Source organism: Brevundimonas sp., from assembly GCF_046299595.1.
GTDB lineage: Bacteria > Pseudomonadota > Alphaproteobacteria > Caulobacterales > Caulobacteraceae > Brevundimonas.
In genome coordinates this window covers 1782329-1808473 of sequence record NZ_JBKBHQ010000001.1, presented here as the reverse complement: position 1 = coordinate 1808473, position 26145 = coordinate 1782329, and the positions used below count along the sequence as shown (strand labels likewise).

Annotated in this window: 19 protein-coding genes; 7 read left to right on the top strand and 12 right to left on the bottom strand. The window is 68.4% G+C overall.

From position 1 onward, the window contains the following. Nucleotides 1-118 precede the first annotated feature (118 nt). The 7 genes from ACK4E3_RS08840 to ACK4E3_RS08810 all read left to right on the top strand — a co-directional run bounded on the left by ACK4E3_RS08840 (nt 119) and on the right by ACK4E3_RS08810 (nt 12627). Nucleotides 119-1933: an autotransporter assembly complex protein TamA gene (locus ACK4E3_RS08840; RefSeq protein WP_409699347.1), complete on the top strand. Its 1815-nt coding sequence runs from the start codon at nt 119-121 to the stop codon at nt 1931-1933. Continuing rightward, a complete protein-coding gene (locus ACK4E3_RS08835) occupies nt 1930-6204 on the top strand; it encodes a translocation/assembly module TamB domain-containing protein (protein WP_409699344.1) in 4275 nt (1424 codons plus the stop codon). The genes ACK4E3_RS08840 and ACK4E3_RS08835 overlap by 4 nt, the downstream gene beginning before the upstream one ends. A 72-nt stretch (nt 6205-6276) precedes the next feature. Then, entirely contained in the window at nt 6277-7542 is a 1266-nt protein-coding gene (locus ACK4E3_RS08830; RefSeq protein WP_409699341.1) for a hydrolase, read from the top strand. Nucleotides 7543-7578: 36 nt separating this feature from the next. Beyond that, nucleotides 7579-8586, top strand: a complete 1008-nt coding sequence (locus ACK4E3_RS08825) for an arginine N-succinyltransferase (protein WP_409699339.1) — start codon at nt 7579-7581, stop codon at nt 8584-8586. Continuing rightward, a complete protein-coding gene (gene astD, locus ACK4E3_RS08820) occupies nt 8586-10049 on the top strand; it encodes a succinylglutamate-semialdehyde dehydrogenase (protein WP_409699336.1) in 1464 nt (487 codons plus the stop codon). Before ACK4E3_RS08825 ends, astD begins: the two co-directional genes overlap by 1 nt. Beyond that, entirely contained in the window at nt 10046-11386 is a 1341-nt protein-coding gene (locus tag ACK4E3_RS08815; protein ID WP_409699333.1) for an N-succinylarginine dihydrolase, read from the top strand. Before astD ends, ACK4E3_RS08815 begins: the two co-directional genes overlap by 4 nt. Nucleotides 11387-11400: 14 nt before the next feature. Continuing rightward, entirely contained in the window at nt 11401-12627 is a 1227-nt protein-coding gene (locus tag ACK4E3_RS08810; protein ID WP_409701196.1) for a CaiB/BaiF CoA transferase family protein, read from the top strand. Here the strand turns inward: ACK4E3_RS08810 and ACK4E3_RS08805 are convergent. The 12 genes from ACK4E3_RS08805 to rbfA all read right to left on the bottom strand — a co-directional run bounded on the left by ACK4E3_RS08805 (nt 12624) and on the right by rbfA (nt 26108). Then, nucleotides 12624-13052, bottom strand: a complete 429-nt coding sequence (locus ACK4E3_RS08805) for a hypothetical protein (protein ID WP_409699330.1) — start codon at nt 13050-13052, stop codon at nt 12624-12626. The genes ACK4E3_RS08810 and ACK4E3_RS08805 overlap by 4 nt on opposite strands. A 36-nt stretch (nt 13053-13088) precedes the next feature. Next, nucleotides 13089-14669, bottom strand: coding sequence for a 2-oxoglutarate dehydrogenase complex dihydrolipoyllysine-residue succinyltransferase (gene odhB / locus ACK4E3_RS08800; RefSeq protein ID WP_409699327.1), 1581 nt, complete (start codon nt 14667-14669; stop codon nt 13089-13091). A gap of 82 nt (nt 14670-14751) precedes the next feature. Next, nucleotides 14752-17724 (bottom strand): 2-oxoglutarate dehydrogenase E1 component, encoded by a 2973-nt coding sequence (locus ACK4E3_RS08795; RefSeq protein ID WP_409699324.1) that lies wholly within the window; start codon nt 17722-17724, stop codon nt 14752-14754. 255 nt (nt 17725-17979) lie between these two features. Beyond that, the gene (gene sucD / locus ACK4E3_RS08790) at nt 17980-18882 is read right to left on the bottom strand and encodes a succinate--CoA ligase subunit alpha (protein WP_409699321.1); all 903 of its coding nucleotides are present in this window, start codon (nt 18880-18882) and stop codon (nt 17980-17982) included. Nucleotides 18883-18892: 10 nt separating this feature from the next. Then, nucleotides 18893-19318, bottom strand: coding sequence for a PIN domain-containing protein (locus ACK4E3_RS08785; protein WP_409699318.1), 426 nt, complete (start codon nt 19316-19318; stop codon nt 18893-18895). Next, entirely contained in the window at nt 19302-19559 is a 258-nt protein-coding gene (locus ACK4E3_RS08780; RefSeq protein ID WP_409699315.1) for a DUF6364 family protein, read from the bottom strand. Before ACK4E3_RS08780 ends, ACK4E3_RS08785 begins: the two co-directional genes overlap by 17 nt. Nucleotides 19560-19756: 197 nt before the next feature. Next, a complete protein-coding gene (locus tag ACK4E3_RS08775; protein WP_409699312.1) occupies nt 19757-20239 on the bottom strand; it encodes a hypothetical protein in 483 nt (160 codons plus the stop codon). Continuing rightward, nucleotides 20239-21429 carry an ADP-forming succinate--CoA ligase subunit beta gene (gene sucC, locus ACK4E3_RS08770; protein ID WP_409699309.1) on the bottom strand — a complete coding sequence of 397 codons (1191 nt, stop codon included), beginning with the start codon at nt 21427-21429 and terminating at the stop codon, nt 20239-20241. Before sucC ends, ACK4E3_RS08775 begins: the two co-directional genes overlap by 1 nt. 176 nt (nt 21430-21605) lie before the next feature. Then, nucleotides 21606-23840 carry a polyribonucleotide nucleotidyltransferase gene (gene pnp / locus ACK4E3_RS08765; RefSeq protein WP_409699306.1) on the bottom strand — a complete coding sequence of 745 codons (2235 nt, stop codon included), beginning with the start codon at nt 23838-23840 and terminating at the stop codon, nt 21606-21608. Nucleotides 23841-24120: 280 nt separating this feature from the next. Then, on the bottom strand, nt 24121-24390 hold the full coding sequence (rpsO, locus tag ACK4E3_RS08760; protein ID WP_409699303.1) for a 30S ribosomal protein S15: 270 nt from the start codon (nt 24388-24390) through the stop codon (nt 24121-24123). A gap of 332 nt (nt 24391-24722) precedes the next feature. Then, complete coding sequence (truB, locus tag ACK4E3_RS08755; RefSeq protein ID WP_409699301.1) at nt 24723-25646, bottom strand: tRNA pseudouridine(55) synthase TruB; 924 nt, start codon at nt 25644-25646, stop codon at nt 24723-24725. A gap of 3 nt (nt 25647-25649) precedes the next feature. Then, nucleotides 25650-26108 (bottom strand): 30S ribosome-binding factor RbfA, encoded by a 459-nt coding sequence (rbfA, locus tag ACK4E3_RS08750; protein WP_409699298.1) that lies wholly within the window; start codon nt 26106-26108, stop codon nt 25650-25652. Nucleotides 26109-26145 lie beyond the last annotated feature (37 nt).

Sequence of the window (26145 nt, the reverse complement as noted above, 5' to 3'; positions counted from 1 at the left end):
TGCGACGAGGGGGCTCCTTCTTCCGGGCCGCAGATACGGCAGCACGGGTGTTCGCTTAGAGAGTGGTGCAGAGCCGTTGGTATCGGATCGCGAGACAGTCACAGCGCAGGACCGGTCCGTGACGCGGGCGGCGAGGAGCGTTCTGGCCAGGGTGCTGTGCGTGGGCGCGGTGTCGTGCTGGGTGCTGGCGGTGCCGCAGGCGGCCCTGGCCGACGAACCGCGCGCCGAGGTGCGCGGCGATCTGGACGGCGACCTGCGCGAGCGGGTGGTGCGCGCGGTCGGCGAGGTGCGATCCAGCCCCGAGAACCGCTTTCAGGCACGGCGCAATGCCCGTCAGGCCGCCGAGAACGCCGAGGCCGTGCTGCGCTCGGAGGGCTACTACCAGTCGGTGATCGAGGCCGACGTAGAAGGTGACGACCAGCCGCGCGCCATCATCGTCGTCACCCCCGGCCCGCGCTTCACCCTGAGCCGCCCCGAAATCCAGTGGCTGGAGGGCGAGCCCGCATCCGAAATCGCCCGGCAGGCCGGCGAAGCCATCGCCCTGGAGCCCGGAGAGCCGGGCCGCGCCGCCGATGTGATCGCGGCGGAGGGGCGCATCATTGCCCTGCTGACCCGATCGGGCCATGCCGATGCTCGGGCCGAGGACCGGCGCGTCGTCGTCGATCACGCCGAGACCAGCGTGGAGCCCACCTATCGCATCGCGGCGGGGCCGCTGGTTCGCCTCGACGGCATCCGCCTGGTGACGCGCGGGCCCACGCGCGCCGACTGGGTCGCCGGGCTCGCGCCGTGGGAGGAAGGGCAGGTCTATGATCCCGAGGCCGTGGCCGAGCTTGAGCGCCGCCTGCTGGAGACCGGCGTCTATGACACGGTCGGCGTGGCCCTCGCCCGCCCCGAGCAGACCACCCCCGAAGGCCTGCGCCCGGTCATCATCACCCTGCGCGACCGCCCCGCCAGAATCCTGGAGGCGGGTGTCACCCTGTCCACCGCCGAGGGCGCGGGCATCGACGGCACCTGGACCTGGTACAACCGCTTCGGCCGCGCCGACACCCTGCGCTTTGCCGCCCGCGCCGCCCAGATCGACAGCCGCCTGGGCGTGACGCTGTCCATTCCGCACTGGACCCGGCCGGGGCGCACCCTGTCGCTGGGCACCGCCATCGTGTTCGAGAACACCGATGCCTATGACCGCCTGGCACTCAACGTCGCCGCCGACGTCAACCAGCGCATCGGGCGCACCTCCTATGCGGCGGTGGGCGTCAGCCTTGACGGCGGGCGCTACAACGAGCGGCGTTTCGTCGACGATCTGAACCCTCTGGTCGATCTGACGCGCGATCTGGCCATCGTGACCGGGCGCGCCACCGCCTATATGGACCGGGCCAACGACCTGCTCGATCCGACCACGGGCTATCGCGCCCTGGTCTCGGTGCAGCCCACCTATGTGACCGGCGACGTGAACGCGACCTTCGTGCGCACCGAGGTCACCCTGTCTGCCTATTACCCCGTGCAGGCCAGCCCCCGCACGATTCTGGCCGGGCGCCTGAAGGTGGGCTCGATCCTCGGCGCCGACGAGCTGGACGTGCCGGGCGACCGCCTGTTCTTCTCGGGCGGTGGCGGATCGGTGCGCGGCTATGACTTTCAGGGCGTCGGCCCGCGCCTGATCGACAACACCCCGCGCGGCGGGCTGTCGGTGGTGGAAACCTCGATCGAGGTGCGCCGCGACTTCGGGCGCAACTTCGGTGGCGTTGTTTTCCTCGATGGCGGCTCGGTGCGGCCCAGCTCGACGCCCGGTGTCGATGACATGCGCTGGGGCGCGGGCGCGGGCGTGCGCTATCGCCTGCCGTTCGGGCCGGTGCGCGCGGACATCGCCGTGCCGATCGACCGGCGCGAGGGCGATCCCAACTTCCAGATCTACATCAGCGTAGGCCAGGCGTTTTGACCGATCCGAACACGCCAGAGCCCGAGGATGAAGCCCTCACCCTGCCCGCCCGGAAGTCTGCGGGCGAGCCCGAGCCCGTGCGCTATGCCCGCACGCGGCGCGCGCTGAAGATTGCGGCCATCTGTCTGGCGGGCCTCGCGGTGCTGATGGCGGCCCTGGCGGTGGGCGGGCGCTTCTATCTGCTGTCGCCCGCCGGGCGCGATCTGGTGCTGACGTTCGTTCAGGGCCGCGAGATCGGACGCTATGGCGCGATCAACGTCGAGGGCGTCAAGGGCGATCTGTGGAGCGACTTCACCATCGAGCGCCTCACCGTCACCGACATCGAGGGCGTGTGGATCGAGGCCACCAATGCGCGCGTGAAGTGGAACTACTGGGCCCTGATCGCGCGGCGTTTCGATGCGCGCGAGATCAGCGCCGAGCGCATCCGCTTCCTGCGCAGGCCCGAGCTGGGGCCGGAGCCCGAACTGCCGCCGGGGCGTATGCCGCTGGACGTTCGCATCCGCAGCTTTGCTACCGAGGTCGAGCTGATGGAGGACTTCTCGCAGGACTACGGCCGGTGGCGGCTGGAGGGCGAGGCCCAACTGCTGCGCGCGGGCAGCCAGAACCTGCGGCTCAGCGCCGATTCCCTCTCGCGGCCCGGCGATTTCCTGCGCGCCGAGGTGCGCATGGGCGAGGGCGAGCCCCTGTTCGTGCGGGCGCGGGCCGAGGAAGCCAGCGGCGGGCCGCTGGCCGGGGCGCTGGGCTATTCGCCGCGCGATCCCTTCCTGCTCAATGTCGCCATCGACGAGCAGCAGGTGCGCGCACGCCTGCGCACCGGCGATTTCATGCCGCTGTTCGTGGAAGGCGAGTTCTCGGAGCAGGGCGGCACCCTGACCGGCCTGATGGACTTTTCCGGCTCGGACCTGCTGGAGCCGTTCGCCGAGCGCATCGGCCAGCGCGCGCGCTTCGGCTTTGCCGCCGTGCCCGATGCCAGCCGCGAGGGCGTCTATGGCGTGGCCTGGACCCTGCTGGCCGACAACATCACCTCGCGGGCGCAAGGCCTTGTGGTCGGCGAGACGCGCGAGAGCGTCAACGGCCTGCGCATCAATGTCTCCACCCCCTCGCTGACCCGCCTGGCCGGAACCGACATCGCGGGCGAGAGCGGATGGCGCGGCACCTGGACCGGCACGCCCGAGCGCTGGCAGCTTCGCGGCGAGGTCTCGCTGAGCGGTGCGGCGCTGGCGGGCTATCGCCTCGGCGCGCTGCAAGGCCCGCTGAACCTCGAATGGACAGAGGCCGACGCGACCGTCACCGCCGATCTTCAGGGGCGTGCAGGCTCGGGCGCGGGCGTGGTCGGCACCTTGCTGGGTGCGGCCCCACGTCTTCAGGCCGACATCCGGCGCATGGGCGATGGCCGCCTGCTGATGCGCCGCCTTGATGTGCGCGGGCGCAGCCTGATCCTGACCGGCAACGGCGCGCGCGCACTGAACGGTGGTCTCAACTTCCGCGCCGATGCACAGATCAGCGATGCCTCCATCCTGCGCGACGGGGCCACGGGCGCGCTTCGTGCCGATGTCCGCGCCAGCCAGAACCGCCCCGGCCAGCCCTGGCAGTTCGGCCTCGATGCGCGCGCCAGCCGCCTGAACACGGGCATGGAGCTGCTCGATCACCTGCTGGGCGACAGCCCGCGCCTGCAAGGCAACGGGCGGCTGGAGCGCGGCGAAATCGCCATCGAGCGCGCCTCGCTGAGCGGCCAGAACGCCACCTTGAACACGCGCGGCATCCTCGAACCGTCAGGGCCGGTGCGTCTGCTCATGGACTGGACCGGCACCGGCCCCTTCGGCATCGGCCCCGTCGAGATCGTCGGCGACATGAGCGGCGACGGCGCCATCACCGGCACGCTCGATCAGCCGCGCCTCGATTTCCGCGCGGGCTTCTCGGAGGTCGATGTGGGCGCACTCACCCTGACCGACACCCAAGCCATCGTCAGCTTCCGGCGCGGGGCGGACGAGTCGGACGGGCGCGTGGCCATCCAGAGCGCCAGCAACTATGGCCCCGCCTCGGCCAGCGCCAACATCTTCATCCGCGGCGAGGGCGTGCGCCTCGAGGCGCTGGAGCTGGACGCCGGGGGCGTGCGGGCGCGCGGTGCCGTGGCGCTGAACGGCGCTACGCCCTCCAGCGCCGATCTGGTGTTCAGCGCCCGCCCCGGTGCCTTTCTGCAGTCGGGCGCGGCCGAGGGCACCATCCGCCTGACCGAAGGCGCAGGCAGCGATACCGCCTTGCTCGATGTCAGCGGGCGCAACGTGCGCTTCACCGGCTCGACCTATCTGATCCGCACCTTCGATCTCGCGGGGCGCGGCACGCTGGAGCGCCTGCCCTTCACCCTGCGCGCCGACGTGGGCGGCGACACGCCCGTAGCCTTCGATGGGCGGGGTCTGTTCTCGCGCGCGGGCGAGCGCACCTCGGTGGCGCTGGAGGGCGGCGGGCGCGTGCGCGAGGTGGCATTCACTACCCGCAGGGCGGCCACCCTCACGCTTCAGGGCGAGCGCCGCGAGGTGAGCGTGGACCTTGGCATCGGCAACGGCACGCTCAGCGGATCGCTCAATCAGGATGCGCGCAGCGCCACGCTCACGGCCAGCCTGCAACAGGTGGACCTCGGCTCCATCGCCGCCGATCTGGCCGGCCAGATTACCGGCGAGGTCAATCTTTCGGGCACCGGAGAGAGCCTGGGCGGCACCGCCACCCTCGCCATCCAGAACGCCCGCTCGCGCGGCAGTGGCAGCGGGCCGTCCATCAATGCCAATGTCGGCGCCGAGATCGCGGGCAGCCGCATGAGCGTGCGCGCCATCGCCCGCGACAGCGAGGGCGCCACCTCCCAGGTCAATCTGGTTCTGCCGGTGGTGGCCTCGGCCGCGCCCCTGCGTCTGGCGATGGTGAACAACCAGCCCATCAGCGGCAATGCCACATTGAGTGGCCAGATCCAGCCGATCTGGGATCTGTTCTTCGGCGACGAGCGCACCTTGTCGGGCGTGATCGATGCCCAGACCACCATCGCAGGCACCTTGCAGCAGCCGAGCCTGAACGGACAGCTCAGCCTCAGCCGCGGTCGCCTGCGCGATGCGGGCGCGGGCCTGACGCTCTCTAACCTTGAGTTCGCCACCCGCTTCGATGGCTCCAGCGCGGTGATCGAACGCTTCAGCGCCAATGACGGCGGGCGCGGCACCGTCACCGGCACCGGCAGGCTGAACCTGCAACAGGGCTCGACTTCGACCCTCACCCTCACCTTCCAGCGCTTCGAGCTGATCGACAACGACCTGATAGAGGCCACGGCGACAGGTCCGATCACCGTCACGCGTGCGGCCGATGGCAACATCGCTCTGGCCGGTCGCCTGCGCATCGACGAGGCCGAGATCGCGCCCAATCCGCCCACGCCCAGCGGGGTGGTGCGCATGGACGTGATCGAGATCAACCGCCCCGGCGGCGACATCGACACGCGCGAGGAGCGCTCACGCGGTCCGGTCATCAATCTCGACATCGCCCTGGACGCCAGCGACGGCCGCGTGTTCGTGCGCGGACGCGGCCTCGACGTGGAGATGGCGGTGGAGGCGCGCGTGGGTGGCACCTTGTCCCAGCCAACGCTCACGGGCACGGCCAATGTCGTGCGCGGCGACTACGAGTTCGCGGGCAAGCGCTTCGTGTTCGATCCGCGCGGCTCGGTCAGCCTGTCCACGCGGCCCGACCGCATCCGCCTCAACCTGACCGCCACGCGCGAAGACCCGGCCCTGACCGCCACCGTGCGTGTGACCGGCACCGCCGCCCAGCCCGAGATCACCCTGACCTCGGTGCCCGCCCTGCCCCAGGACGAGATCCTCTCTCAGGTGCTGTTCGGACGCTCCGCCTCCCAGCTCTCGGCCATCGAGGCCGCACAGCTCGCGTCCAGTACCGCCTCGCTGACCGGCGGCGGCGGCTTTGACGTGCTCGGGAACCTGCGCGAGTTCGCCGGTCTGGACCGCCTGTCGTTCGGAGGCGAGGCCTCGGCCATCACCATCGCGGGCGGCAAGTATCTGACCGACGACATCTATCTCGAGATCATCGGTGGCGGGCGCGATGGTGCGGCCATCCAGATCGAGTGGCAGCCGCGCCAGAACGTCGCCGTCGTCTCGCGCGTCAGCGGCGATGGCAATGCGGCCCTGTCGGTGCGCTGGCGCCAGCAGACCCGCCAGCCCGGCACGGAGGCGCGCGGCGGCAGGCGCGGCTGGCGTGGCCTGCGCGATCAGCTCCGCACGGACTGAGGCCCGGGCGGCCACAGGGAAATTCCATCGGGTGCTTCCAAGCCGCCCCGCGAGGCTCTAGGGTCCGCCCGCATGCGGATCACGCCAGACGATACGGCCATGCTCGATGCCATCGCGGCTGAGGGCGCGAACCTGATCGGACGCGCCGAGGACTGGTGCGCCATCAACTCGGGCAGCTTCAACGCCACCGGCCTTGCCCTGCAACGCGAGGCGCTGGAGCAGTGCGCGCGATCCATCGCCTGCACCATCGAACAGATCCCCCTGCCTCCCACCGAGATCGTGGGCGATGACGGCCGGGTTGAGATGCGGCCCAACGAGCCCGCCCTCCAGCTCAGCGTGCGGCCCGAGGCGCCCGTTCAGGTGGTCCTGACCGGCCACTATGACACCGTCTATCCGCCATCGAGCCCGTTCCAGAGCGTGATCGTGCGCGAGGACGGCACCCTGAACGGGCCGGGCATCGCCGACATGAAGGGCGGGCTGTCGGTCATGCTGGGGGCACTGGAGGCCTTCGAGCATCACCCCCTGGCCCATCGCATCGGCTGGACCGCCCTGATCTCGCCCGACGAGGAAGTGGGCTCGCACGGCTCGGCACCGGTGCTGGCAAGGCTGGGCGCGCGCGGCCATGTCGGCCTCACCTATGAGCCAGCCCTGGCCGATGGCTCCCTGGCCGGGGCGCGCAAGGGCTCGGGCAATTTTCACATCGTGGTCAAGGGGCGCTCGGCCCACGCGGGGCGCGCCTTCTCCGAGGGCCGCAATGCGGTGGCGGGCGCGGCACTGATCGCCGGTCAGCTTCATGCCATCAACGGCACCTTGCCCGATGTCAGCGTCAATGTGGCCCGTATCGACGGCGGCGCGGCGCTGAACGTGGTCGCGGACGTGGCCATCGTGCGCTTCAATGTGCGCGTGCCCGACGAGGATGCCGCCGCCGCCATGCAGCAGGCCATCGCCCGCATCCTGCGCGAGGCGCCCTTCGAGGGCCTGAGCTGCCATCTGCATGGCGGCTTCACCCGCCCGCCCAAGCCCATGGATGCGGCCCAGAGCGCCCTGTTCGAGCAGGTGCGGCGCGCGGGCGACCTGCTGGGCCAGCCCATCGCCTGGAAGGCGTCCGGCGGGGTGTGCGAGGGCAACAACCTCTATGCGGCGGGATTGGCCAATGTGGATACGCTGGGCGTGCGCGGGGGTGACATCCACTCCGAGGGCGAATACGCCATCGCTGAAAGCTTCGCCGAGCGCGCCCAGCTCTCGGCGCTGCTGCTCGCCAAGATTGCCGAGGGCACCATCGACGCCCTCGCCCTGAAGCGCCTGCGCCACGAGGCCGTGGCCCAAGGCGCGCCCTGAACCGCACGACTGTTCTCGTAAAGGCCTGAGGTCTGAATGCTCACCGTCCGCCCTGCGGGGCCTGCCGATCTCGATTCCCTGCTGGAGCTGGCCATACTGTCGGGGCCGGGCTTCACCAGCCTGCCCGAAGACCCCGACGTGCTGACCGAGCGGCTCGAGATCAGCCGCGACAGCTTTGCGGGCACCCTGCCGCAACAGGAGCGCTGGTACACCCTCATGCTCGAGGACACCGCCACGGGCGACGTGGACGGCGTGGGCAGCGTCAAGGCGGCGGTCGGTCTCAAGCGGCCGTTCTTCTCGTTCCGCATCGTCAATCACACCCAGTCCTCGCCCTCGCTGGGCATCCGGCTCGACCACCAGACGCTGGTGCTGGTCAACGAGTGCACGGGCTGGTCCGAGGTCGGCTCGCTGTTTCTCAAGGCGGACCGGCGCAAGGGCGGGGCGGGCAGGCTGCTGTCCCAGTCGCGCTATATGCTGATCGGGGCCGCGCCCGAACTGTTCGCCGACATGGTGCTTGCCGAGCTGCGCGGGGTGTTCACGCCTGATGGTGCCTGTCCGTTCTGGGATCATGTGGCGCACCGCTTCTTTCCCATGGACTTTGACGCCGCAGACCGCATGACCGGCTCGACCGACAAGCAGTTCATCGTCGACCTGGCCCCGCGCCATCCCATCTATGTCGGCCTGCTGCCCGAGCCTGCGCGCGCTGTGATCGGCAAGGTGCACCCGCAAGGCGTGCCCGCCATGGCGCTGCTGGAATCCGAGGGCTTCCGCCCCAACGGCCTGGTGGACATCTTCGATGCAGGCCCGACCGTGAGTTGCCAGCGTGACAACATCCGCACGGTGCGCGATGCGCGCGTGCTCAGCGTCATCATCAGCGACGAGGTCGATGCGGAACTGGTCAGCCTGATCTCGACCACCGACATCGCCCGCTTCCGTGCCGTGCGGACCCTGGCGGGTATCGAGGGCGATCAGGTGCGGCTGTCTAGGGAAGCGGCAGAAACGCTGAAGGTGCGGGCCGGAGACACAGTGCGGGTGAAAAGCTGATGAGCCATTTTATCAACGCAAGCTGGGGCCAGGGCACGGGCGAGGCCTTCACCTCGGTGGACCCGGCCACGGGCGATGTGGTCTGGAGCGGCCACGAAGCCGGCGTCGAGGACGTCAGGCGCGCCTATGAGGCGGCGCGGGCCGCCTTCCCGGCCTGGGCGGGGCTGGAGCGCGAGGACCGCGTCGGCTACCTCAGGCGCTATCAGGGGGTGCTGAAAGAGCGCGCCCCCGCCTATGCCGAGGCCATATCTCGCGAAACCGGCAAGGCCCTGTGGGAGACCACCGCCGAGCTGGCGGCCATGGCGGGCAAGGTCGACATCTCGATCCGCGCCATGGACGAGCGCGCGGGCGAGCGCGAGAGCGCGACGGGTTTCGGGCGCGCGGTGCTGCGCCACCGGCCCCACGGCGTCGCCGCCGTGCTCGGCCCCTACAACTTTCCCGGCCACCTGCCCAATGGCCACATCGTTCCGGCCCTGCTGGCGGGCAATACGGTGGTGTTCAAGCCCTCGGAGCTGACGCCGTGGACGGGTCAGCTCATGATGGCCGCGCTGGAGGCCGCCGAGCTTCCGGCGGGCGTGGTCAATCTGGTGCAGGGCGGACGCGACGTCGGTGCAGCCCTGCTGGACCAGCCCATCGATGCGCTGATGTTCACCGGATCGGGCGCGGCGGGCAGCCACTTCCGGCGCAGGTTCGCCGACAACCCCCACGTCATCATGGCGCTGGAGCTGGGCGGCAACAATCCGCTCATCGCCTGGGATGTCGCAGACCCCGCAGCAGCAGCGGCCATCATCGCCCAGTCGGCCTTCATCACCACCGGCCAGCGCTGTTCGTGCGCGCGCCGCCTGATCGTGCCCGATGGGCGCGCGGGCGATGCGATCATCGAGGCCCTGCATGCCCTCACCGATCGCCTGATCTATGCGCCATGGGACAGCGATCCCGAGCCCTTCGGCGGCCCGCTGATCTCGGCCAGCGCCGCCGAGCAGGCCACCCATGCCGTGCGCAATCTTGTCACCCGGGGGGCGCGGCCCATCCGGGCGCTGGAGCGCGTCAGCGGACGCTCGGATGCCTTCCTCGCCCCGGCCATTCTCGACATGAGCGAGGCGCGAGACGTGCCCGACGAGGAAATCTTCGCACCCGTGCTCCAGGTCTATCGCGCCAGCGATTTTACCCGCGCCATCGGCCTGGCCAACAACACCCGCTATGGCCTGTCGGCAGGCCTGATCAGCGATGATGCCGCCCACTGGGACTTCTTCCGCCATCGCATCCGCGCGGGCGTCGTCAACTTCAACCGGCCCACCACGGGCGCGGCAGGCGACATGCCGTTCGGGGGCCTTGGTGCCAGCGGCAATCACCGGCCCAGCGCCTATTATGCCGCCGACTACTGCGCCTATCCGGTCGCCAGTTTCGAGGCCGGGACGCTCAGCGACCTTACCGGCGAGATCAGGGGGCTCGGCCCCGCATGAGCGCCATCGAAGCCAATGCCGACGGCCTGATCGGGCCGACCCACAGCTATGCCGGGCTCTCTCCGGGCAATCTGGCCTCCAGCCTCAATGCCGGTCAGGCCTCCAGCCCCCGCGATGCGGTGCTGCAGGGGCTGGACAAGATGCTGGAGATGCATCGCGCAGGGCTGGTCCAGCTGGTGCTGCCCCCGCAGGAGCGCCCCGACATCGCCTTTCTGCGCTCGCTGGGCTTTGCAGGCACCGACGCAGAGGTGCTGCAAGGCGCGTGGCGGGCCGCACCTGCGCTGGCATCTGCGGCCTGCTCGGCCAGTGCCATGTGGGCCGCCAATGCCGCCACCGTGACCCCCGGCGTCGACAGTCACGATGGCCGGGTTCACTTCACGCCCGCCAATCTGGTCTCGAACCTGCACCGCGCGCTGGAGCCCGGACAGACGCGCCGCGCGCTCAACGCCCTGTTCCCTGACGAGGCGCGCTTTGCGGTGCACGAGGCCCTTCCTGCCACGGCCCATCTGGCCGACGAGGGCGCCGCCAATCACGTTCGCCTGTGTGCCGATCACGGCGAGGCGGGCGTCAATCTGTTCGTCTATGGCCGCGACGCCTTCGAGACCTGGCAGGGCCGCCACCCCGCCCGCCAGACCCGCGAGGCCAGCGAGGCGGTGGTGCGCCGCCACGGCGCTTCGCGCAGCCTGCTGCTGAGGCAGGGCCGCGCCGCCATCGACGAGGGCAGCTTTCACAACGATGTGGTGTGCGTGGGCGCGCGCACCTGCCTGCTGCACCACGAAAGCGCCTTCGAGGATACGCCCGGCGTCCATGCGGCCATCACGCGCGCGGCGCAGGGCCTGTTCGAGCCGCAGTTCGTCCAGATCAGCGCCGCCGACCTGCCGCTGGCCGATGCCATCGAGAGCTATCTGTTCAACTCCATGCTGGTGCAGCTTCCCGGACGTGATCGCCTGACGCTGATCTGCCCGGTCGAGACCCGCGACAACGCGCGCGCCCACGCCGTCGCCGAGGCGATTGCGGCCTCGAACGGCCCCATCGGCGATGTGCGCTATGTCGATGTGCGCCAGTCGATGCGCAACGGCGGCGGGCCGGCCTGCCTGCGCCTGCGCGTGGTGCTGAGCGAAGACGAGCTGGGCGCCAGCAATCCGGCCATGCGGCTGGACGAGACGCTGCACGCGCGCCTCAGCGTCTGGGCCGCGCGCTGGTATCGCGACCGTCTGCTGCCCGCAGATCTGGCCGATCCCCAGCTGATCGAGGAGGCACGCGGCGCGCTCGACGAGCTGACCGCCATTCTCGAGCTGGGCCCCGGCTTCTATCCCTTCCAGCGGGCGGGATCGTGATGGATGGGCGCGTGATGGATGGGCCGCTGAAAGGCATCCGGGTTCTGGACCTCTCGCGGGTGCTGGCCGGTCCGTGGGCGACCCAGACCCTGGCGGACCTCGGCGCGGATGTGATCAAGATCGAGCGGCCCGGTGTGGGCGACGACACCCGCCAGTGGGGACCGCCCTTCGTCACGCGCAAGGACGGCACGCGCGGCGACGCGGCCTATTTCATGTGCGCCAACCGGGGCAAGCGTTCGGTGACCGTGGATATCGCCCATGATCGCGGTGCGGCCCTGATCCGCCAGCTTGCCGGCAGGGCCGACGTGCTGGTCGAGAACTTCCGCGTCGGCGGCCTGAAGCGCTACGGCCTCGACCATGAAAGCCTGTGCGCGCTCAATCCCCGGCTGGTCTATTGCTCGATCACCGGTTTTGGCCAGGACGGACCGGAGGCGAAGCGGGCGGGCTATGATTACATGATCCAGGCCATGGGCGGGCTGATGAGCATTACCGGCCAGCCGGACGGCCAGCCCGGGGCCGAGCCCATGAAGGTGGGCGTGGCCGTCGCCGACCTGTTCACCGGCACCAATGCCGCCAATGCCATTCTGGCTGCCCTGTTTCATGCCCAGCGCACCGGAGAGGGCCAGCACATCGACATGGCCCTGTTCGACAGTCAGGCGGCCATGCTCGCCAATCAGGCCAGCAACTGGTTCGTCAGCGGCCAGCCACCGAAGCGGCTGGGCAATGCCCATCCCAATCTCTCGCCCTATCAGCCCTTTGCCTGTCAGGACGGTGCCGTGGTGATCGCGGTCGGCAACGACGCCCAGTTCCGCGCCCTGTGCCGCGCCCTGGGGCAGGACGATCTGGCGGACGATCCGCGCTATCTGACCAATGCCGCGCGCGTCGGGAACCGCGACAGCCTGACCACGGTGCTGGCCGCCACCACGGCCTCCATGAACATGAGCGCGCTGATGCAGGTGCTGGAGGTGGCCGGAGTGCCCTGCGGCCCGGTCAACCGCGTCGATCAGGTGTTCGACGAGCCTCAGGCCCGCGCCCGCGGCCTCGTGATCGAGACCCCTCGCGACGATCTGGCAGGGCCGGTGCGCACCGTGGCCTCGCCGCTGCGCCTGTCGCGCGCGGGGCAGAACAGCGCCCCCCTGCCCCCGCCCGCACTGGGCGCTCACACCGACGAGGTTCTGGCGCAGTGGCTTCACATGGGCAGTGACGAGATCGCCGCCCTGCGCGATGAGGGCGTGCTCTAGCTTCGCGCGATCACCCATGAGGTGATGACCAGAACCACGCCGAGCGCGATCAGGGCGAGGCCGAGCCCCTGCAACAGGCCACGCCTGCGCTTGAAGGCCAGCGCGCCCATGGCCGCCTCGCCCCCGACCAGCAGGCCCACAGCCATGGCCGCCATGCCCGGTCGGCCCGCCGGGCGCTCGATGTCATCGCCGTCCTGAAGGGCGTGTGCTCCCGCCCTGACCTCGCTCAGCAGCGCCATGGCCTCATCGGCCTGGGAGGCAGGCACCAGCACCCGCGCCCAGCCCAGCGCCTGCTGCATCAGGGGATCGATCTTGGCATGGCCCGAGCTGCCCAGTTCGGCATTCACGCCATGGGCACGCAGGAAGCCGAGCGCGAGGTCGGCCTCATAGACATCGGCAAAGCGGGCGATCTCGACCAGCGACATGGGACCAGCCTAGCGGGCGCCGGTCGCCCGGCCAAGTTACAGATCGAGCAGCAGGCGCGCGGGGTCTTCCATGTGTTCCTTGATGCGCACGAGGAAGGTCACGGCCTCCTTGCCGTCCACGAGGCGATGATCATAGCTGAGCGCCAGATACATCATCGGCCGGATCACCACCTGACCATCGATGGCCACCGGGCGCTCCTTGATGGCGTGCATGCCCAGAATGCCGGTCTGGGGCATGTTGAGGATCGGCGTCGACATCAGCGAGCCATAGACCCCGCCGTTGGTGATGGTGAAAGTGCCGCCCTGAAGCTGGTCAAGTGACAAGGTGCCATCGCGCGCGGCGCGGCCCAGATCGCCGATGCCCTTCTCGATGCCCGCGAGCGAAAGCTGATCGGCATCGCGCAGAACCGGCACGACCAGACCGCGATCGGTGCCGACCGCGACGCCGATGTCATAGTGGTTCTTGAAGATGATGTCGGTGCCGTCGATCTCGGCATTGACCGCCGGAATCTCCTTCAGGGCCGCGACCGTGGCGCGCACGAAGAAGCCCATGAAACCGAGCTTGACGCCGTGGCGCTTCTCGAAGGCGTCCTTGTAGCTGGCGCGCAGGGCCATGATGGCGCTGAGATCGACCTCGTTGAAGGTGGTCAGCTGGGCGGCGGTGTTCTGGGATTCCTTCAGGCGGCGCGCGACCGTCTGGCGCAGGCGTGTCATGCGCACCCGCTCCTCGCGCGGGCCCAGTTCGCGCGGCGCAGACTGGGGAGCAGACGGGGCAGCAGGCGCGCTGGCGCGGGCGGGGCTTTGGGCTGGCTGGCTCTGGGACGCGGGGCGCGAGGCGGCGGCCAGGGCATCGCCCTTGAGAATGCGCCCGTCCTTGCCCGATCCCTCGATGCTGGCCGGGTCCAGATTGTTCTCGCTGACGATGCGCTGGACCGCAGGCGACAGCGGCCTGTCCCCATCGGCATCCTGAGTGCGGGCCGGAGAGCTGGCCTGCGCCGCAGAGGCCGGAGCGGCACTGGCACCCGGCGCGATGCGTGCGATCACCTGTCCGGGCGTGACGGTGGCCCCGGCTTCGGCGGTGATTTCGGCCAGCACGCCGTCGGCGGGCGAAGCGACCTCGACGGCCACCTTGTCGGTCTCGATCTCGACCAGAACCTCGTCCTTGGCCACGGCATCGCCCGCCTTCTTGGACCAGGTGCCCATGCTTCCCTCGGCCACGCTCTCGCCCATGACCGGGGTTTTCACATCGATCAGCGCCGCGCCCGTGTCAGCATTGGCGTCAGCCTTGGCGTCGTCCTTGGCCTCGGCTTTAGCGGGCTCCGACTTGGCAGGCTCGGTCTTTGCAGGCTCGGTCTTGGCAGGCTGGGGTGAAGCAGCCGCGCCGCCGTCTCCGATGCGGCCCAGCACCTGACCGGGCGTCACCGTGTCGCCCTCGCCCGCCGCGATCTCGCTCAGCACGCCGTCGCGCGGGGCCGCGACCTCCAGCGAGACCTTGTCGGTTTCCAGTTCCACCAGAACCTCGTCCTTGGCCACGGTATCGCCCACGGCCTTGGTCCAGCGCGCCACGCTGGCCTCGCTGACGGATTCGCCAAGGGTAGGGGTGAGAATATCGGCCATTTTATCGTGCTTCCGGTTGTCGTGAGCGTGGGTCGGAGGTTCGTTCGGCAGTGCGCGGGCCAGGGCTGGCCCACAGGTGTTATCAGGCAAAGGCCTCGTCGAGGAAGGCTTCCAGCTCGCGCAGGTGCCGGCTCATCAGGCCCGCAGCCGTCGAGGCCGAGGCGGGACGGCCCACATAGCGCGCGCGCTTCGACTTCACGTCCAGCTTGTCCAGCGTCAGCTCCAGCCACGGATCCACGAAGGTCCAGCCACCCATGTTCTTGGGCTCTTCCTGGCACCAGACCAGATCGGCGCCGGGGAAGCGGGCCAGTTCGGTCGACAGCGACTTGATCGGCCACGGATAGAACTGTTCGAGGCGCAGCAGATAGACATCATCGCGCCCGCGCCTGGCGCGCGCGTCGAGCAGATCGTAATAGACCTTGCCCGAGCACAGGATCACGCGGCTGATCTCGGCATCGGGGCGCAGGGCGATCTCGGCCACCTCGGGGCGATGCTGGGCATCGTCGTGCAGCACACGGTGGAAGGAAGAGCCCTCGGCCATGTCGGCCAGCGTAGAGACCGCCTTCTTGTGACGCAGCAGGCTCTTGGGCGTCATCAGCACCAGGGGCTTGCGGAACGGGCGCGTCATCTGGCGGCGCAGGATGTGGAAATAGTTGGCCGGCGTGGTGCAGTTGGCCACCTGCATATTGTCCTCGGCGCAGGCCTGCAGGAAGCGCTCGAGCCGGGCCGAGGAGTGTTCGGGGCCCTGCCCCTCATAGCCATGGGGCAGCAGCATGGTCAGGCCGCTCATGCGCAGCCACTTGCGCTCGCCCGAGCTGATGAACTGGTCGATCACGACCTGGGCACCGTTGACGAAATCGCCGAACTGCGCCTCCCACAGCACCAGGGTGTTGGGGTCCGCCAGGCTGTAGCCGTATTCAAAGCCCAGCACCGCTTCTTCGGACAGCGCCGAGTCGATCACCTCGAAGGGGGCCTGGCCCTCGCGCAGGGCGTTGAGGGGTACATAGCGCTCCTCGGTCACCTGATCGATGATGCCCGAGTGGCGCTGGCTGAACGTGCCGCGCACGCTGTCCTGACCGGACAGGCGCACCGGAAAGCCCTCGTCGAGCAGGCTCGCGAACGCCAGGCTCTCGGCGGTGGCCCAGTCGATGTCGCGCCCGCTCTCGATCATCTCGCGGCGTCCGTCCATGACGCGCTTCAAGGTGCGGTGGATGTTGATGGTCTCGGGGATGGTGGTCAGCTTGCGGCCCAGTTCGCGCAGGCGCGCCTCGGGCACCGCCGTGGCCCCGCGGTTCTCGCCGTCGACACTGCCCAGCCCCTGCCACTTGCCATCCAGCCAGTCGGCCTTGTTGGCCTTGTAGCTCTTGCCCGCCTCGAACTGCGCATCGAGGAAGGTCTCGAAGTCCCTGATCCAGGCCTCGACCTCCTCGCTCGTGACCACGCCCTCGGCGATCAGCCGCTCGGAGTAAAGCTCGCGCGTGGTCGGCTGGGCCTTGATGCGGGCGTACATGATCGGCTGGGTGAAAGTGGGATCGTCACCCTCGTTATGGCCGAAGCGGCGATAGCAGAACATGTCCACCACCACGTCCTTGCCAAAGCGCTGGCGGAACTCGATGGCGACCTTGGTGGCGAAGGTGACGGCCTCGGGATCATCGCCGTTTACGTGGAAGATGGGTGCCTGCACCATCATGGCCACGTCCGACGGATAGGGCGAGGAGCGCGAGTTGCGCGGGCTGGTGGTAAAGCCGATCTGGTTGTTGACCACGAAGTGCAGCGTGCCGCCGGTGCGATAGCCCTTCAGCCCCATCAGGGCGAAGCACTCGGCCACCACGCCCTGACCGGCAAAGGCCGCATCGCCGTGGATCAGCAGGGGCAGGACCTGGCTGCGGTCCATGCCATCGCCGCCGTTCTCGCGGATGTCGAAGGCCTGCTTGGCGCGCGCCTTGCCCAGCACCACCGGATTGACGATCTCGAGGTGGCTGGGATTGGCGGTCAGGGACAGGTGCACCTTGTGCCCGTCGAAGGTGCGGTCCGAAGACGCGCCCATGTGATACTTCACGTCGCCCGAGCCCTCGATGTCGGACGGCAGGGACGAACCGCCCTGAAACTCGTGGAAGATCACCTCATAGGGCTTGCCCATGACGGCCGCGAGCACGTTCAGGCGGCCGCGGTGCGCCATGCCCAGCACGATCTCGTCCACGCCCAGCGCGCCGCCGCGCTTGATGACCTGTTCCAGTGCCGGGACCATGGCCTCGCCGCCATCCAGCCCGAAGCGCTTGGTGCCCGGAAAGCGGCGGTGCAGGAAGCGCTCGAAGCTCTCGGCCTCGATCAGCTTCTTGAGGATGGCGATCTTGCCCTCGCGGGTGAAGGTGATCTCCTTGTCGCGCCCCTCGATGCGCTCCTGGATCCACGCCTTCTCCTCGGGCTCGGCGATGTGCATGTACTGCACCCCGAGGCTGCCGCAGTAGGTGCGGCGCAGGATGGCGAGAATCTCGCGCAAGCTGGCCGTCTCGAGGCCCAGCAGGCCGTCGATGAAGATCGGCCGGTCGAGGTCAGCGCTGGTGAAGCCCCAGTGCTCGATGGTCAGTTCGGGGTTCTGGTGGGGCGGCTCGATGCCCAGAGGGTCGAGGTTGGCCTGAAGGTGGCCCCGGATGCGATAGGCGCGGATCAGCATCAGGGCGCGCACCGAATCGCGCGCCGCCTCGCGCACGTCCGTGGCATTGGCGGGGCGGGCGGCGATCTGTGCCGCCGCCTTGGCCTCGGCGGCCTTCGCGGTGCCTTGCGAGGGCGTCTCGGGCCAGTAGCCGTCGAGCGCGCTCAGCTGTTCGGTTCGGGCGATCTGCGCAGGCCGACCCCAGCTTCCTGCCCCCGCCACCTGTCGCACATGGGCCGCGTCATCGCGCAGCGAGTCGAAAAAGGCCCGCCAGCCCGCGCCGACCGAGGCCGGGTCGCTGGCCCAGCGTTCGTGCAGGTCCTCGATGAAGCCCGCATTGGTGCCGTAAAGAAAGGCGGTTTCGGCAAATACCTGGTTCAGCCGGCCCGAGTCGTCAGCCATGATCTATCGTCATTCCCTGATCACCCGCGCACAGCGTGCACGCGCGTGAGCGCCTTCATATAGGCGCAGTTTTTTGACGGGTCATGACCGAAACGAGGCGAGGACGGGGGATTTTTCGCTCCCCCGCCCCTTTTGTTGTCACGGCTAGAGGCTGACGTTGTTGCTGATGGGCATATTGGGCATGCTGAGCGCGATCGAGCGCTCCACGCTGTCGCCCTGAAGCAGGCAAGGCCCGGGCCGGTCAGCCCCCCGCCATTAACCCTTGAGCACGTCCATCAAGGTGGCGCCGAGGCGCGCAGGGCTGGGCGAGACGCGGATGCCCGCCGCCTCCATGGCCGCGATCTTGCTCTCCGCATCGCCCTTGCCGCCCGAGACGACCGCGCCGGCGTGGCCCATGGTGCGGCCCTTGGGCGCGGTGCGACCGGCGATGAAGCCCGCCATGGGCTTGCGGCGGCCCTTCTTGGCCTCGTCGATCAGGAACTGGGCGGCGTCTTCCTCGGCGCTGCCGCCGATCTCGCCGATCATGATGATCGACTGGGTCGCCTCGTCGGCAAGGAACATCTCGAGCACGTCGATAAACTCGGTGCCCTTGACCGGATCGCCGCCGATGCCGACCGCCGTGGTCTGGCCGAGACCCTCGTTGGTGGTCTGGAACACGGCCTCATAGGTCAGGGTGCCCGAGCGCGAGACGATGCCCACATTGCCCTTCTTGAAGATCGAGCCCGGCATGATGCCGATCTTGCATTCCTCGGGGGTCAGCACGCCGGGGCAGTTCGGGCCGAGCAGGCGCGAGTTCGAGCGATCCAGCCGTGCCTTGACGCGCACCATATCCAGCACCGGGATGCCTTCGGTGATGCAGACGATGAAGGGCACTTCGGCCTCGATGGCCTCGATGATGGCATCGGCGGCCCCTGCGGGCGGCACATAGATGACGCTGGCGTCGGCGCCTGTGGCGTCCCTTGCCTCGGCCACGCTGGCAAAGATCGGCAGGCTCTCGCCCTCCGAGCCGTGCCACACCTCGCCGCCCTTGGCCGGATGCACGCCGCCGACCATCTGGGTGCCGTAGTAGCGCAGCGCCTGCTCGGTGTGGAAGGTGCCGGTCTTGCCGGTCAGGCCCTGGACGATGACCTTGGTGTTCTTGTTGACGAGAATGGACATGGGCGTGCTTTCAGGCAGTGGGAAGGAAAGGGTTTTCGACCCGGATCGAGCCATAGGTCTGGCCGTGGCCGAGGTCTTCGGAATAGATGATACTTGCGCCCAGGCGCTCTGCGGCGGCGATGATCGCGCCGTCCCAGTAGGAAATGCGATAGCGCCCTGCATAGTCGATGCCCGCTCGCACGACCTTGTAATCGACCGGCTGAAAAGGCTTTTTCGACAGGGCGGACACCCAGTCTTTCGCGACTTCCGCACTCAAGGGGCGCTCGCCCTTGCGCTGAGCATTGACGTAGAACTCTGCCAGCACCTGCGCCGAGGTGCCGAAGCGCAGCGTCAGAAGCTCGACGGCGCGCTCGTGCTTTGCCGGCTCGTCGACCGAGCCCAGAGCGGCGTAGATAAGGACATTGGTGTCGAGGAAAACTTCAGCGCCCGCGATCAAAACGAGGCTCGCCGCTGTAAGTTTCGTCTCGTGAGGGGCGCCAGTCTCCCAGGCGGCCCTCGCTCGTGCGGGCCAGCTTGAGCAAGGCCTCGGTTGCTTCGTCGTGCTCGGTTTCTTCCTCGACGATCCGGGTGAGGAACTGGCGTACCATCTCATTGACGCTGGTGCGCTTCATGGCCGCCAGCACGCGAACCTTGTCGAGCAGGGCGTCGTCAATGGCGAGGGTGAGATTGCGCGTCATGGGCAAAATATACACGGGTTATGTGTAGCACACAATCCGTGCCAGCTCGCGCCGGGCTAGAGCGGGCGGTAAAGTTCGATCATCACCAGCCCCGAAGCAGGGTATGGTGACCAGCCCATGAAGCCATCCCTGCCCTGCCACCGTCGCCCGGTGCCTCCAGGGGGAATGCTCATTGGGCCAACCGCACTCGAAGCGGTTCAGGGGTTGGCGCGCCGCTCCAGACTCACCACGAGGGACGAGCGATAGAGCATATAGACGAGAGATGGCTGCTCGCCTTCAGGGTCGCTCCACATATGCATCTCAAGTACGTCGTCCGGGGTTTCCGCGTCGGCCGGCACCAGACCCATCGCCTCGGCGAGGCGTGCGCCATCCCCTCGCCAATCCTCAGCGGGCACGGGCAGCATGACGGCACAGTAGGTGGCGACATCTTCGCCAGCGCGCCCGGTCATGCCTACAGACAGCCCGCCGCCACGGAACATCGAGTCCCACTCGCTGTGGTCGATATCGTCGACACTTCTGACAACACGTATGAGCCTCTCCATGCCCTGCTCTTGCGCCACACGCACAAACGCGGCCTCGCGCATCTCGGTGGCCAGGCAGAACTGCTGAAGCCGGTCCACAACGCCAGGCCCGGTCGACTGGCCGGCCATGGCCGCGGTCATGACAAGTGCCAAAAACATCAGCCCACCGCCTTCACAATCTTCTGGGCGGCGTCATCGAGGTCGTCCGCCGCCGTGATGGCCAGGCCCGACTCGTTGAGGATCTTCTTGCCCAGCTCGACATTGGTGCCCTCCAGGCGCACCACCAGCGGCACCTTCAAGCCCACTTCCTTCACCGCCGCGACCACGCCCTCGGCGATGACGTCACAGCGCATGATGCCGCCGAAGATGTTGACGAGGATGCCCTCGACGCGCGGATCGGCGGTGATGATCTTGAAGGCCGCCGCGACCTTCTCCTTGGAGGCGCCGCCGCCCACGTCACAGAAGTTGGCGGGCTCCTTGCCGTACAGCTTGATGATGTCCATGGTCGCCATGGCCAGGCCCGCGCCATTGACCATGCAGCCGATGTTGCCGTCGAGCGCCACATAGGCGAGATCCCACTTGGAGGCCTCGATTTCCTTGGCGTCCTCCTCGGTCTCGTCGCGCAGCTCGCGGATGTCGTCGTGACGGAACAGGGCGTTGCCGTCGAAGCTGACCTTGGCGTCGAGCACGCGCAGGTGCCCGTCCTTCATCACGATCAGCGGATTGATCTCGAGCAGGGCCATGTCCTTTTCGACAAAGGCCTTGTAGAGCGCCGGGAACAGGCCCCTGGCATCCTCGGCCGCATCGCCGTCCAGCTCCAGCGCCGCCGAGATGCGCGCCACGTCGTCGGCCGTCACGCCCGCTTCGGGGTCGATGGCGATGGTGTGAATCTTCTCGGGCGTGTCGTGGGCGACGGCCTCGATGTCCATGCCCCCTTCGGTCGAGACCACGAAGGCCACGCGCCCGACCGCGCGATCAACCAGCAGCGAGCAATACAGCTCGCGCGCGATGTCGGCCCCGTCCTCGATGTAGAGGCGGTTGACCTGCTTGCCCGCATCGCCGGTCTGGGCGGTCACCAGGGTGTTGCCCAGCATTTCGCGCGCGTGGGCGACCACTTCCTCAATCGAGAAGGCGAGGCGCACGCCGCCCTTGGCGCCCTCGCCCAGTTCCCTGAACCGGCCCTTGCCGCGCCCGCCGGCATGAATCTGCGACTTCACGACATAGAGCGGTCCGGGAAGCTGGCGCGCGGCAGCTTCGGCCTCATCGACCGAAGTGATGGGAACGCCTGCGGCAACGGGAGCGCCATAGCCCTTGAGGACCTGCTTGGCCTGGTATTCGTGAATGTTCATGGATCATCCGGGAAGGAGACGACGGGTCTAGGGCGCGCTTATAGGCGGGCGGGGTTTGCAGGCGCAACCTTACTGGCCGCCTAAATCGGGCCGCAGGGGCCAGCCGGCGCCGCCGGGTGCCCGGAAAAAAGGCCCCGGGGTCGCCCCCGAGGCCCTTGCCGGTCGTGATGCCGGGATCAGTCGCGGCGACGGCGGCCGCGGTTGCGATCGCCACCGCCACCTTCGCCGCGCGGACGCCCGCCGGTGTCCTCGGTCAGAGGCGGCTCGCCGCGCTCGGCGCGCTCGGCGTTGATCTTGTCGGTGATGTCCTCACCGGTTTCCTGATCGACCACTTTCATCGACAGCTTGGTCTTGCCGCGGTCATCGAGGCCGAGGAACTTGACCTTGACCTCCTGGCCTTCGGTCAGGACGTCCGCCGGGTTGGACACGCGCTCCAGCGAGATCTGGCTGACGTGCACCAGGCCGTCCTTGGCACCGAAGAAGTTCACGAAGGCACCGAAGTCCACCAGCTTGACCACCTTGCCGGTGTAGATCTTGCCCGGCTCGGCCTCGGCGGCGATGGAGTTGATCCACTCCTTGGCCGCGTCGATCTTGGACTGCTCGTTGGCGGCGACCTTGATGGTGCCGTCGTCGGCGATGTCGATCTTGGCACCGGTCTTCTCGACGATCTCGCGGATCACCTTGCCGCCCGAGCCGATCACTTCGCGGATCTTGTCCACGGGGATCTTCACCACGTCGATCTTGGGCGCGAACTCGCCCAGCTCGGTGCGCGGGGCCTCCATGGCCTTGTTCATTTCCTCGAGGATGTGCAGGCGTCCGGCATTGGCCTGGGCCAGAGCCTTGGTCATGATCTCCTCGGTGATGCCGGGCACCTTGATGTCCATCTGAAGGCTGGTGATGCCCTCGCTGGTGCCGGCGACCTTGAAGTCCATGTCGCCGAGGTGATCCTCGTCACCCAGGATGTCCGACAGGATGGCAAACTCGCCCGAGGGCTCCAGGATCAGGCCCATGGCAATGCCCGACACCGGACGCGCGATCGGCACGCCCGCATCCATCAGCGCCAGCGAGGAGCCGCACACCGTGGCCATGGACGACGAGCCGTTCGACTCGGTGATCTCCGACACCAGGCGCAGGGTGTAGGGGAAGTCCTCCTTCGAGGGCAGCACGGGGCGCAGGGCGCGCCATGCCAGCTTGCCGTGGCCGATCTCGCGACGGCCGGGGCTGCCCATGCGGCCCGCTTCACCGACCGAATAGGGCGGGAAATTGTAATGCAGCAGGAAGGACTCCTTGTAGGTGCCCTGCAAGGAGTCGATGTACTGCTCGTCCTCGCCGGTGCCGAGCGTGGCCACGACCAGCGCCTGGGTCTCGCCGCGCGTGAACAGGGCCGAGCCGTGGGTGCGCGGCAGCACGCCCACTTCCGAAACGATGGCGCGGACCTTGTCGAGGGCGCGGCCGTCGACGCGGTGCGCGTTCTCGATGATGTCGCGGCGCAGCACCTCGGCCTCGCACTCCTTGAAGGCGGTGCCGAAGGTCTGGGCATCGAAGCCCTCGGGTTTGGCCTCGGAGGCCAGCAGGGCTTCCTGGGCCTTCTTCTTGGCGGCACCCACGGCATCGCGGCGGTCGTGCTTGCCGGTCAGGGCGTAGGCGGCCTTGATATCATCGCCCACGATGGCCTTGATGGCCTTGACCGCGTCCGAGACATCCTCGGCCTCGAACTCGAAGGGTTCCTTGGCGGCGTGCTCGGCCAGCTCGATGATGGCGTCGATGACCGGCTGCATTCCGCGGTGCGCGAACATGAGCGCGCCCAGCATCTTCTCCTCGGACAGCTCCTTGGCCTCGGACTCCACCATCATCAGGGCGTCGCCGGTGCCCGCGACAACCAGATCGAGGTCAGAGTTCTCCATCTGCTCGATGGTGGGGTTCAGAACGTATTCGCCGTCGATGACGCCCACGCGCGCGCCGCCGATGGGGCCCATGAAGGGCGCGCCCGAGATGGTCAGGGCCGCCGAGGCACCGACCATGGCCACGATGTCGGGATCGTTCTCCATGTCGTGCTGGAGCACGGTGAGCACGACCTGGACCTCGTTCTTGAAGCCCTTGACGAACAGCGGGCGGATCGGGCGGTCGATGAGGCGGGAAACCAGCGTCTCCTTCTCCGAGGGACGGCCTTCACGCTTGAAGTAGCCGCCCGGAATCTTGCCGGCCGCGAAGGTCTTTTCCTGATAGTTGACCGTCAGGGGAAAGAAGTCCTGGCCGGGCTTGGGCTGGCGGGCATAGACCACCGTGGCCAGAACCACCGTCTCGCCATAGGTGACCAGCACGGCGCCATCGGCCTGACGGGCCACACGACCCGTTTCGAGCGTGAGGGTGCGACCGCCCCACTCGATGGACTTGCGCTTGATATCGAACATGATGTCTCTCTTCTCATTCCCGGCGGGCGTATTCCCGGCGGGGCGGACAGCGGGGCAGGCACGAGGGCCGTCCTTCGGGTCCAGTGGCGGGCCATCGATGCACGCGGTGCGCGCAAGGCCCGGAAATATGAGGACCGGATAGAGCCCTCGCGTATGCGCCGCAGGCCGGTGGCCCGGCGGCTGAGTGATCTTGAGACGTGGGGGAGATCACGCGGCCCCCGTGAACAATGCGTATGCGAAAAAGGCGCGCGATGCCCGCGCGCCTCTTCCCGATACCGCCTTAGCGGCGCAGACCCAGCTTTTCGATGAGCGCCTGATAGCGGCTCTCTTCGACCTTCTTCAGGTGGTCCAGAAGGCGACGACGCTGCGAGACCAGCTTGAGCAGGCCACGACGGCTGTGGTTGTCCTTCTTGTGGGTCTTGAAGTGCTCGGTGAGGTTGGCGATGCGTTCCGAAAGGATCGCGACCTGCACCTCGGCCGAACCGGTGTCGCCCTCCGAGCGGGCGTTGTCAGCAATGACTTCAGCCTTGCGCTGAGCAGTGATCGACATCGTGAATCTCCCGAAAATGGAGTGGATGAAACGCTGGACCCGGCGGGTTTCGCGGCCCGGAACGCCTGACCGGAGCCTGCCTCGCCCGCCAGGATGTGCGCCGCGCTTCACCAGCGATGCCGGCGTCACAGGTGCACACGGAAGGGGGGAAAGCCGTCCGGCCCGACGCGGGGAGAAGACCTGACCGCTGGCGCTTACCGGGATGTCGTCCAGTACCGTCAGCAGCGAAATCCGCCGCCCCTGAAAGCTCAGGCAGGCGCCTTATGACGCAAAGCCGTGACAAAAGAAAGCCCGCTCCGGCTTGCGGCCCCCCGCGCCGCTTCGCGCAGGGCTCAGGGCTGGAACACGCGGGTCGGCTGGAAGCGCCCGGCGCGCACCTCCCCTATGGCCACGGCCTCATCGCCCGTCATGGCCAGGCACTGGCGGTCCTCGCCGAGCTGCGCGCGCAGCCCCTCCATGCGCGAGGGGGTGACCAACAGGCTGCGGCCAAGGCGCAGGTCCGCCGCATCGGCCTCGCTGATGACCAGCTCGGGCAGGCTCTCGCACGCCGCATGAAGCGGCAGAAGCGCGCCCTCCAGCTCGCCCGCCTGCTCAAGCTGTGACAGCGCCTCGAAGCCGATGGCGTCTTCCAGCGTGAACGGGCCGACCTGTTCGCGGCGCAGCTGCGTCACGTGGCCAAGCGTGCCCAGCGCATGGGCCAGATCGCGTGCGAGCGAGCGCACATAGACCCCTTTGCCCGAGCGGATGCGGATCTCGGCCTGATGCTCGTTTGCGCCCACCACCTCGGCCTCGTGGATGACCACCTCGCGCGGCTCCAGCATCACCGTCTCGCCCGCGCGGGCCAGATCATAGGCGCGCGCGCCATCGACGCGGATGGCCGAATAGGCGGGCGGAGTCTGGGAGATGGTTCCGAGGAAGCCCGCCAGGGCGCGCTGCACGGCCTGGGGGGCGGGGCGCACATCGCTGTGCGCGCACGGCTCGCCCTCGCCATCGAGCGTGGTCGTCTCGACGCCCCAGCGCACGGTGAAACGATAGACCTTCTGGGCGTCCATCAGCCAGGGCACGGTCTTGGTCGCCTCGCCCAGCGCGACGGGCAGTATGCCGCTGGCCAGGGGATCGAGGGTGCCGGCGTGGCCGGCCTTCTGGGCCTGAAAGAGGTGGCGAACCTTCGAGACCGCCGGGGTCGAGCCCATGGCCAGGGGCTTGTCCAGCACCACCCAGCCGTGGACGCGCTGGCCTTTCTTGCGACGCGACACGGCTCAGTCCCCGTCCTCGTCCCGGTCCGCCTCGATGTCGGCGCGCACGCGCGGATCGGCGAACAGGCGCTCCATGTGGCTGGCGGCGTCAAAGCTCTCGTCGTGCAGGAAGCGCAGGTCCGGCGTGAACTTCATGTCGATGTGCCGCCCGAGCTGACCGCGAAGGAAGCGCGCATGAGCGTTGAGGGCGCGGATGATCTCATTGACGTGCCCGGCGGCGGGCGCACTGTCGATACCGGCGCCCAGCGGCTCGACGAAACAGGTGGCGTGGCGCAGGTCGGGGCTCATGCGCACCTCGGTGACGGTGAGCGATATGCCGCGCAGGGCCTCGTCGTGGATTTCCTCCTCGCGCAGCACCTCGACCAGAGCATGACGGATCAGCTCACCGGCGCGAAGCTGGCGCTGGCTGGGGCCTTCGGAGGCACTGCGGTGATGACCGGGGCGGGAGCGGTTGCGGCTCATGACGTCTCTTTTCTCGGCGCTCTGGTTTCTCGGCGCT

Excerpts from the sequence above, each read along its gene's own strand:
- ACK4E3_RS08830 (WP_409699341.1), top strand. The coding sequence starts at position 6,277 with ATGCGGATCACGCCAGACGATACGGCCATGCTCGATGCCATCGCGGCT.
- ACK4E3_RS08825 (WP_409699339.1), top strand. The coding sequence starts at position 7,579 with ATGCTCACCGTCCGCCCTGCGGGGCCTGCCGATCTCGATTCCCTGCTG.
- astD (WP_409699336.1), top strand. The coding sequence starts at position 8,586 with ATGAGCCATTTTATCAACGCAAGCTGGGGCCAGGGCACGGGCGAGGCC.
- ACK4E3_RS08815 (WP_409699333.1), top strand. The coding sequence starts at position 10,046 with ATGAGCGCCATCGAAGCCAATGCCGACGGCCTGATCGGGCCGACCCAC.
- ACK4E3_RS08810 (WP_409701196.1), top strand. The coding sequence starts at position 11,401 with ATGGATGGGCCGCTGAAAGGCATCCGGGTTCTGGACCTCTCGCGGGTG.
- ACK4E3_RS08805 (WP_409699330.1), bottom strand. The coding sequence starts at position 13,052 with ATGTCGCTGGTCGAGATCGCCCGCTTTGCCGATGTCTATGAGGCCGAC.
- odhB (WP_409699327.1), bottom strand. The coding sequence starts at position 14,669 with ATGGCCGATATTCTCACCCCTACCCTTGGCGAATCCGTCAGCGAGGCC.
- ACK4E3_RS08795 (WP_409699324.1), bottom strand. The coding sequence starts at position 17,724 with ATGGCTGACGACTCGGGCCGGCTGAACCAGGTATTTGCCGAAACCGCC.
- sucD (WP_409699321.1), bottom strand. The coding sequence starts at position 18,882 with ATGTCCATTCTCGTCAACAAGAACACCAAGGTCATCGTCCAGGGCCTG.
- ACK4E3_RS08780 (WP_409699315.1), bottom strand. The coding sequence starts at position 19,559 with ATGACGCGCAATCTCACCCTCGCCATTGACGACGCCCTGCTCGACAAG.
- ACK4E3_RS08775 (WP_409699312.1), bottom strand. The coding sequence starts at position 20,239 with ATGTTTTTGGCACTTGTCATGACCGCGGCCATGGCCGGCCAGTCGACC.
- sucC (WP_409699309.1), bottom strand. The coding sequence starts at position 21,429 with ATGAACATTCACGAATACCAGGCCAAGCAGGTCCTCAAGGGCTATGGC.
- pnp (WP_409699306.1), bottom strand. The coding sequence starts at position 23,840 with ATGTTCGATATCAAGCGCAAGTCCATCGAGTGGGGCGGTCGCACCCTC.
- rpsO (WP_409699303.1), bottom strand. The coding sequence starts at position 24,390 with ATGTCGATCACTGCTCAGCGCAAGGCTGAAGTCATTGCTGACAACGCC.
- rbfA (WP_409699298.1), bottom strand. The coding sequence starts at position 26,108 with ATGAGCCGCAACCGCTCCCGCCCCGGTCATCACCGCAGTGCCTCCGAA.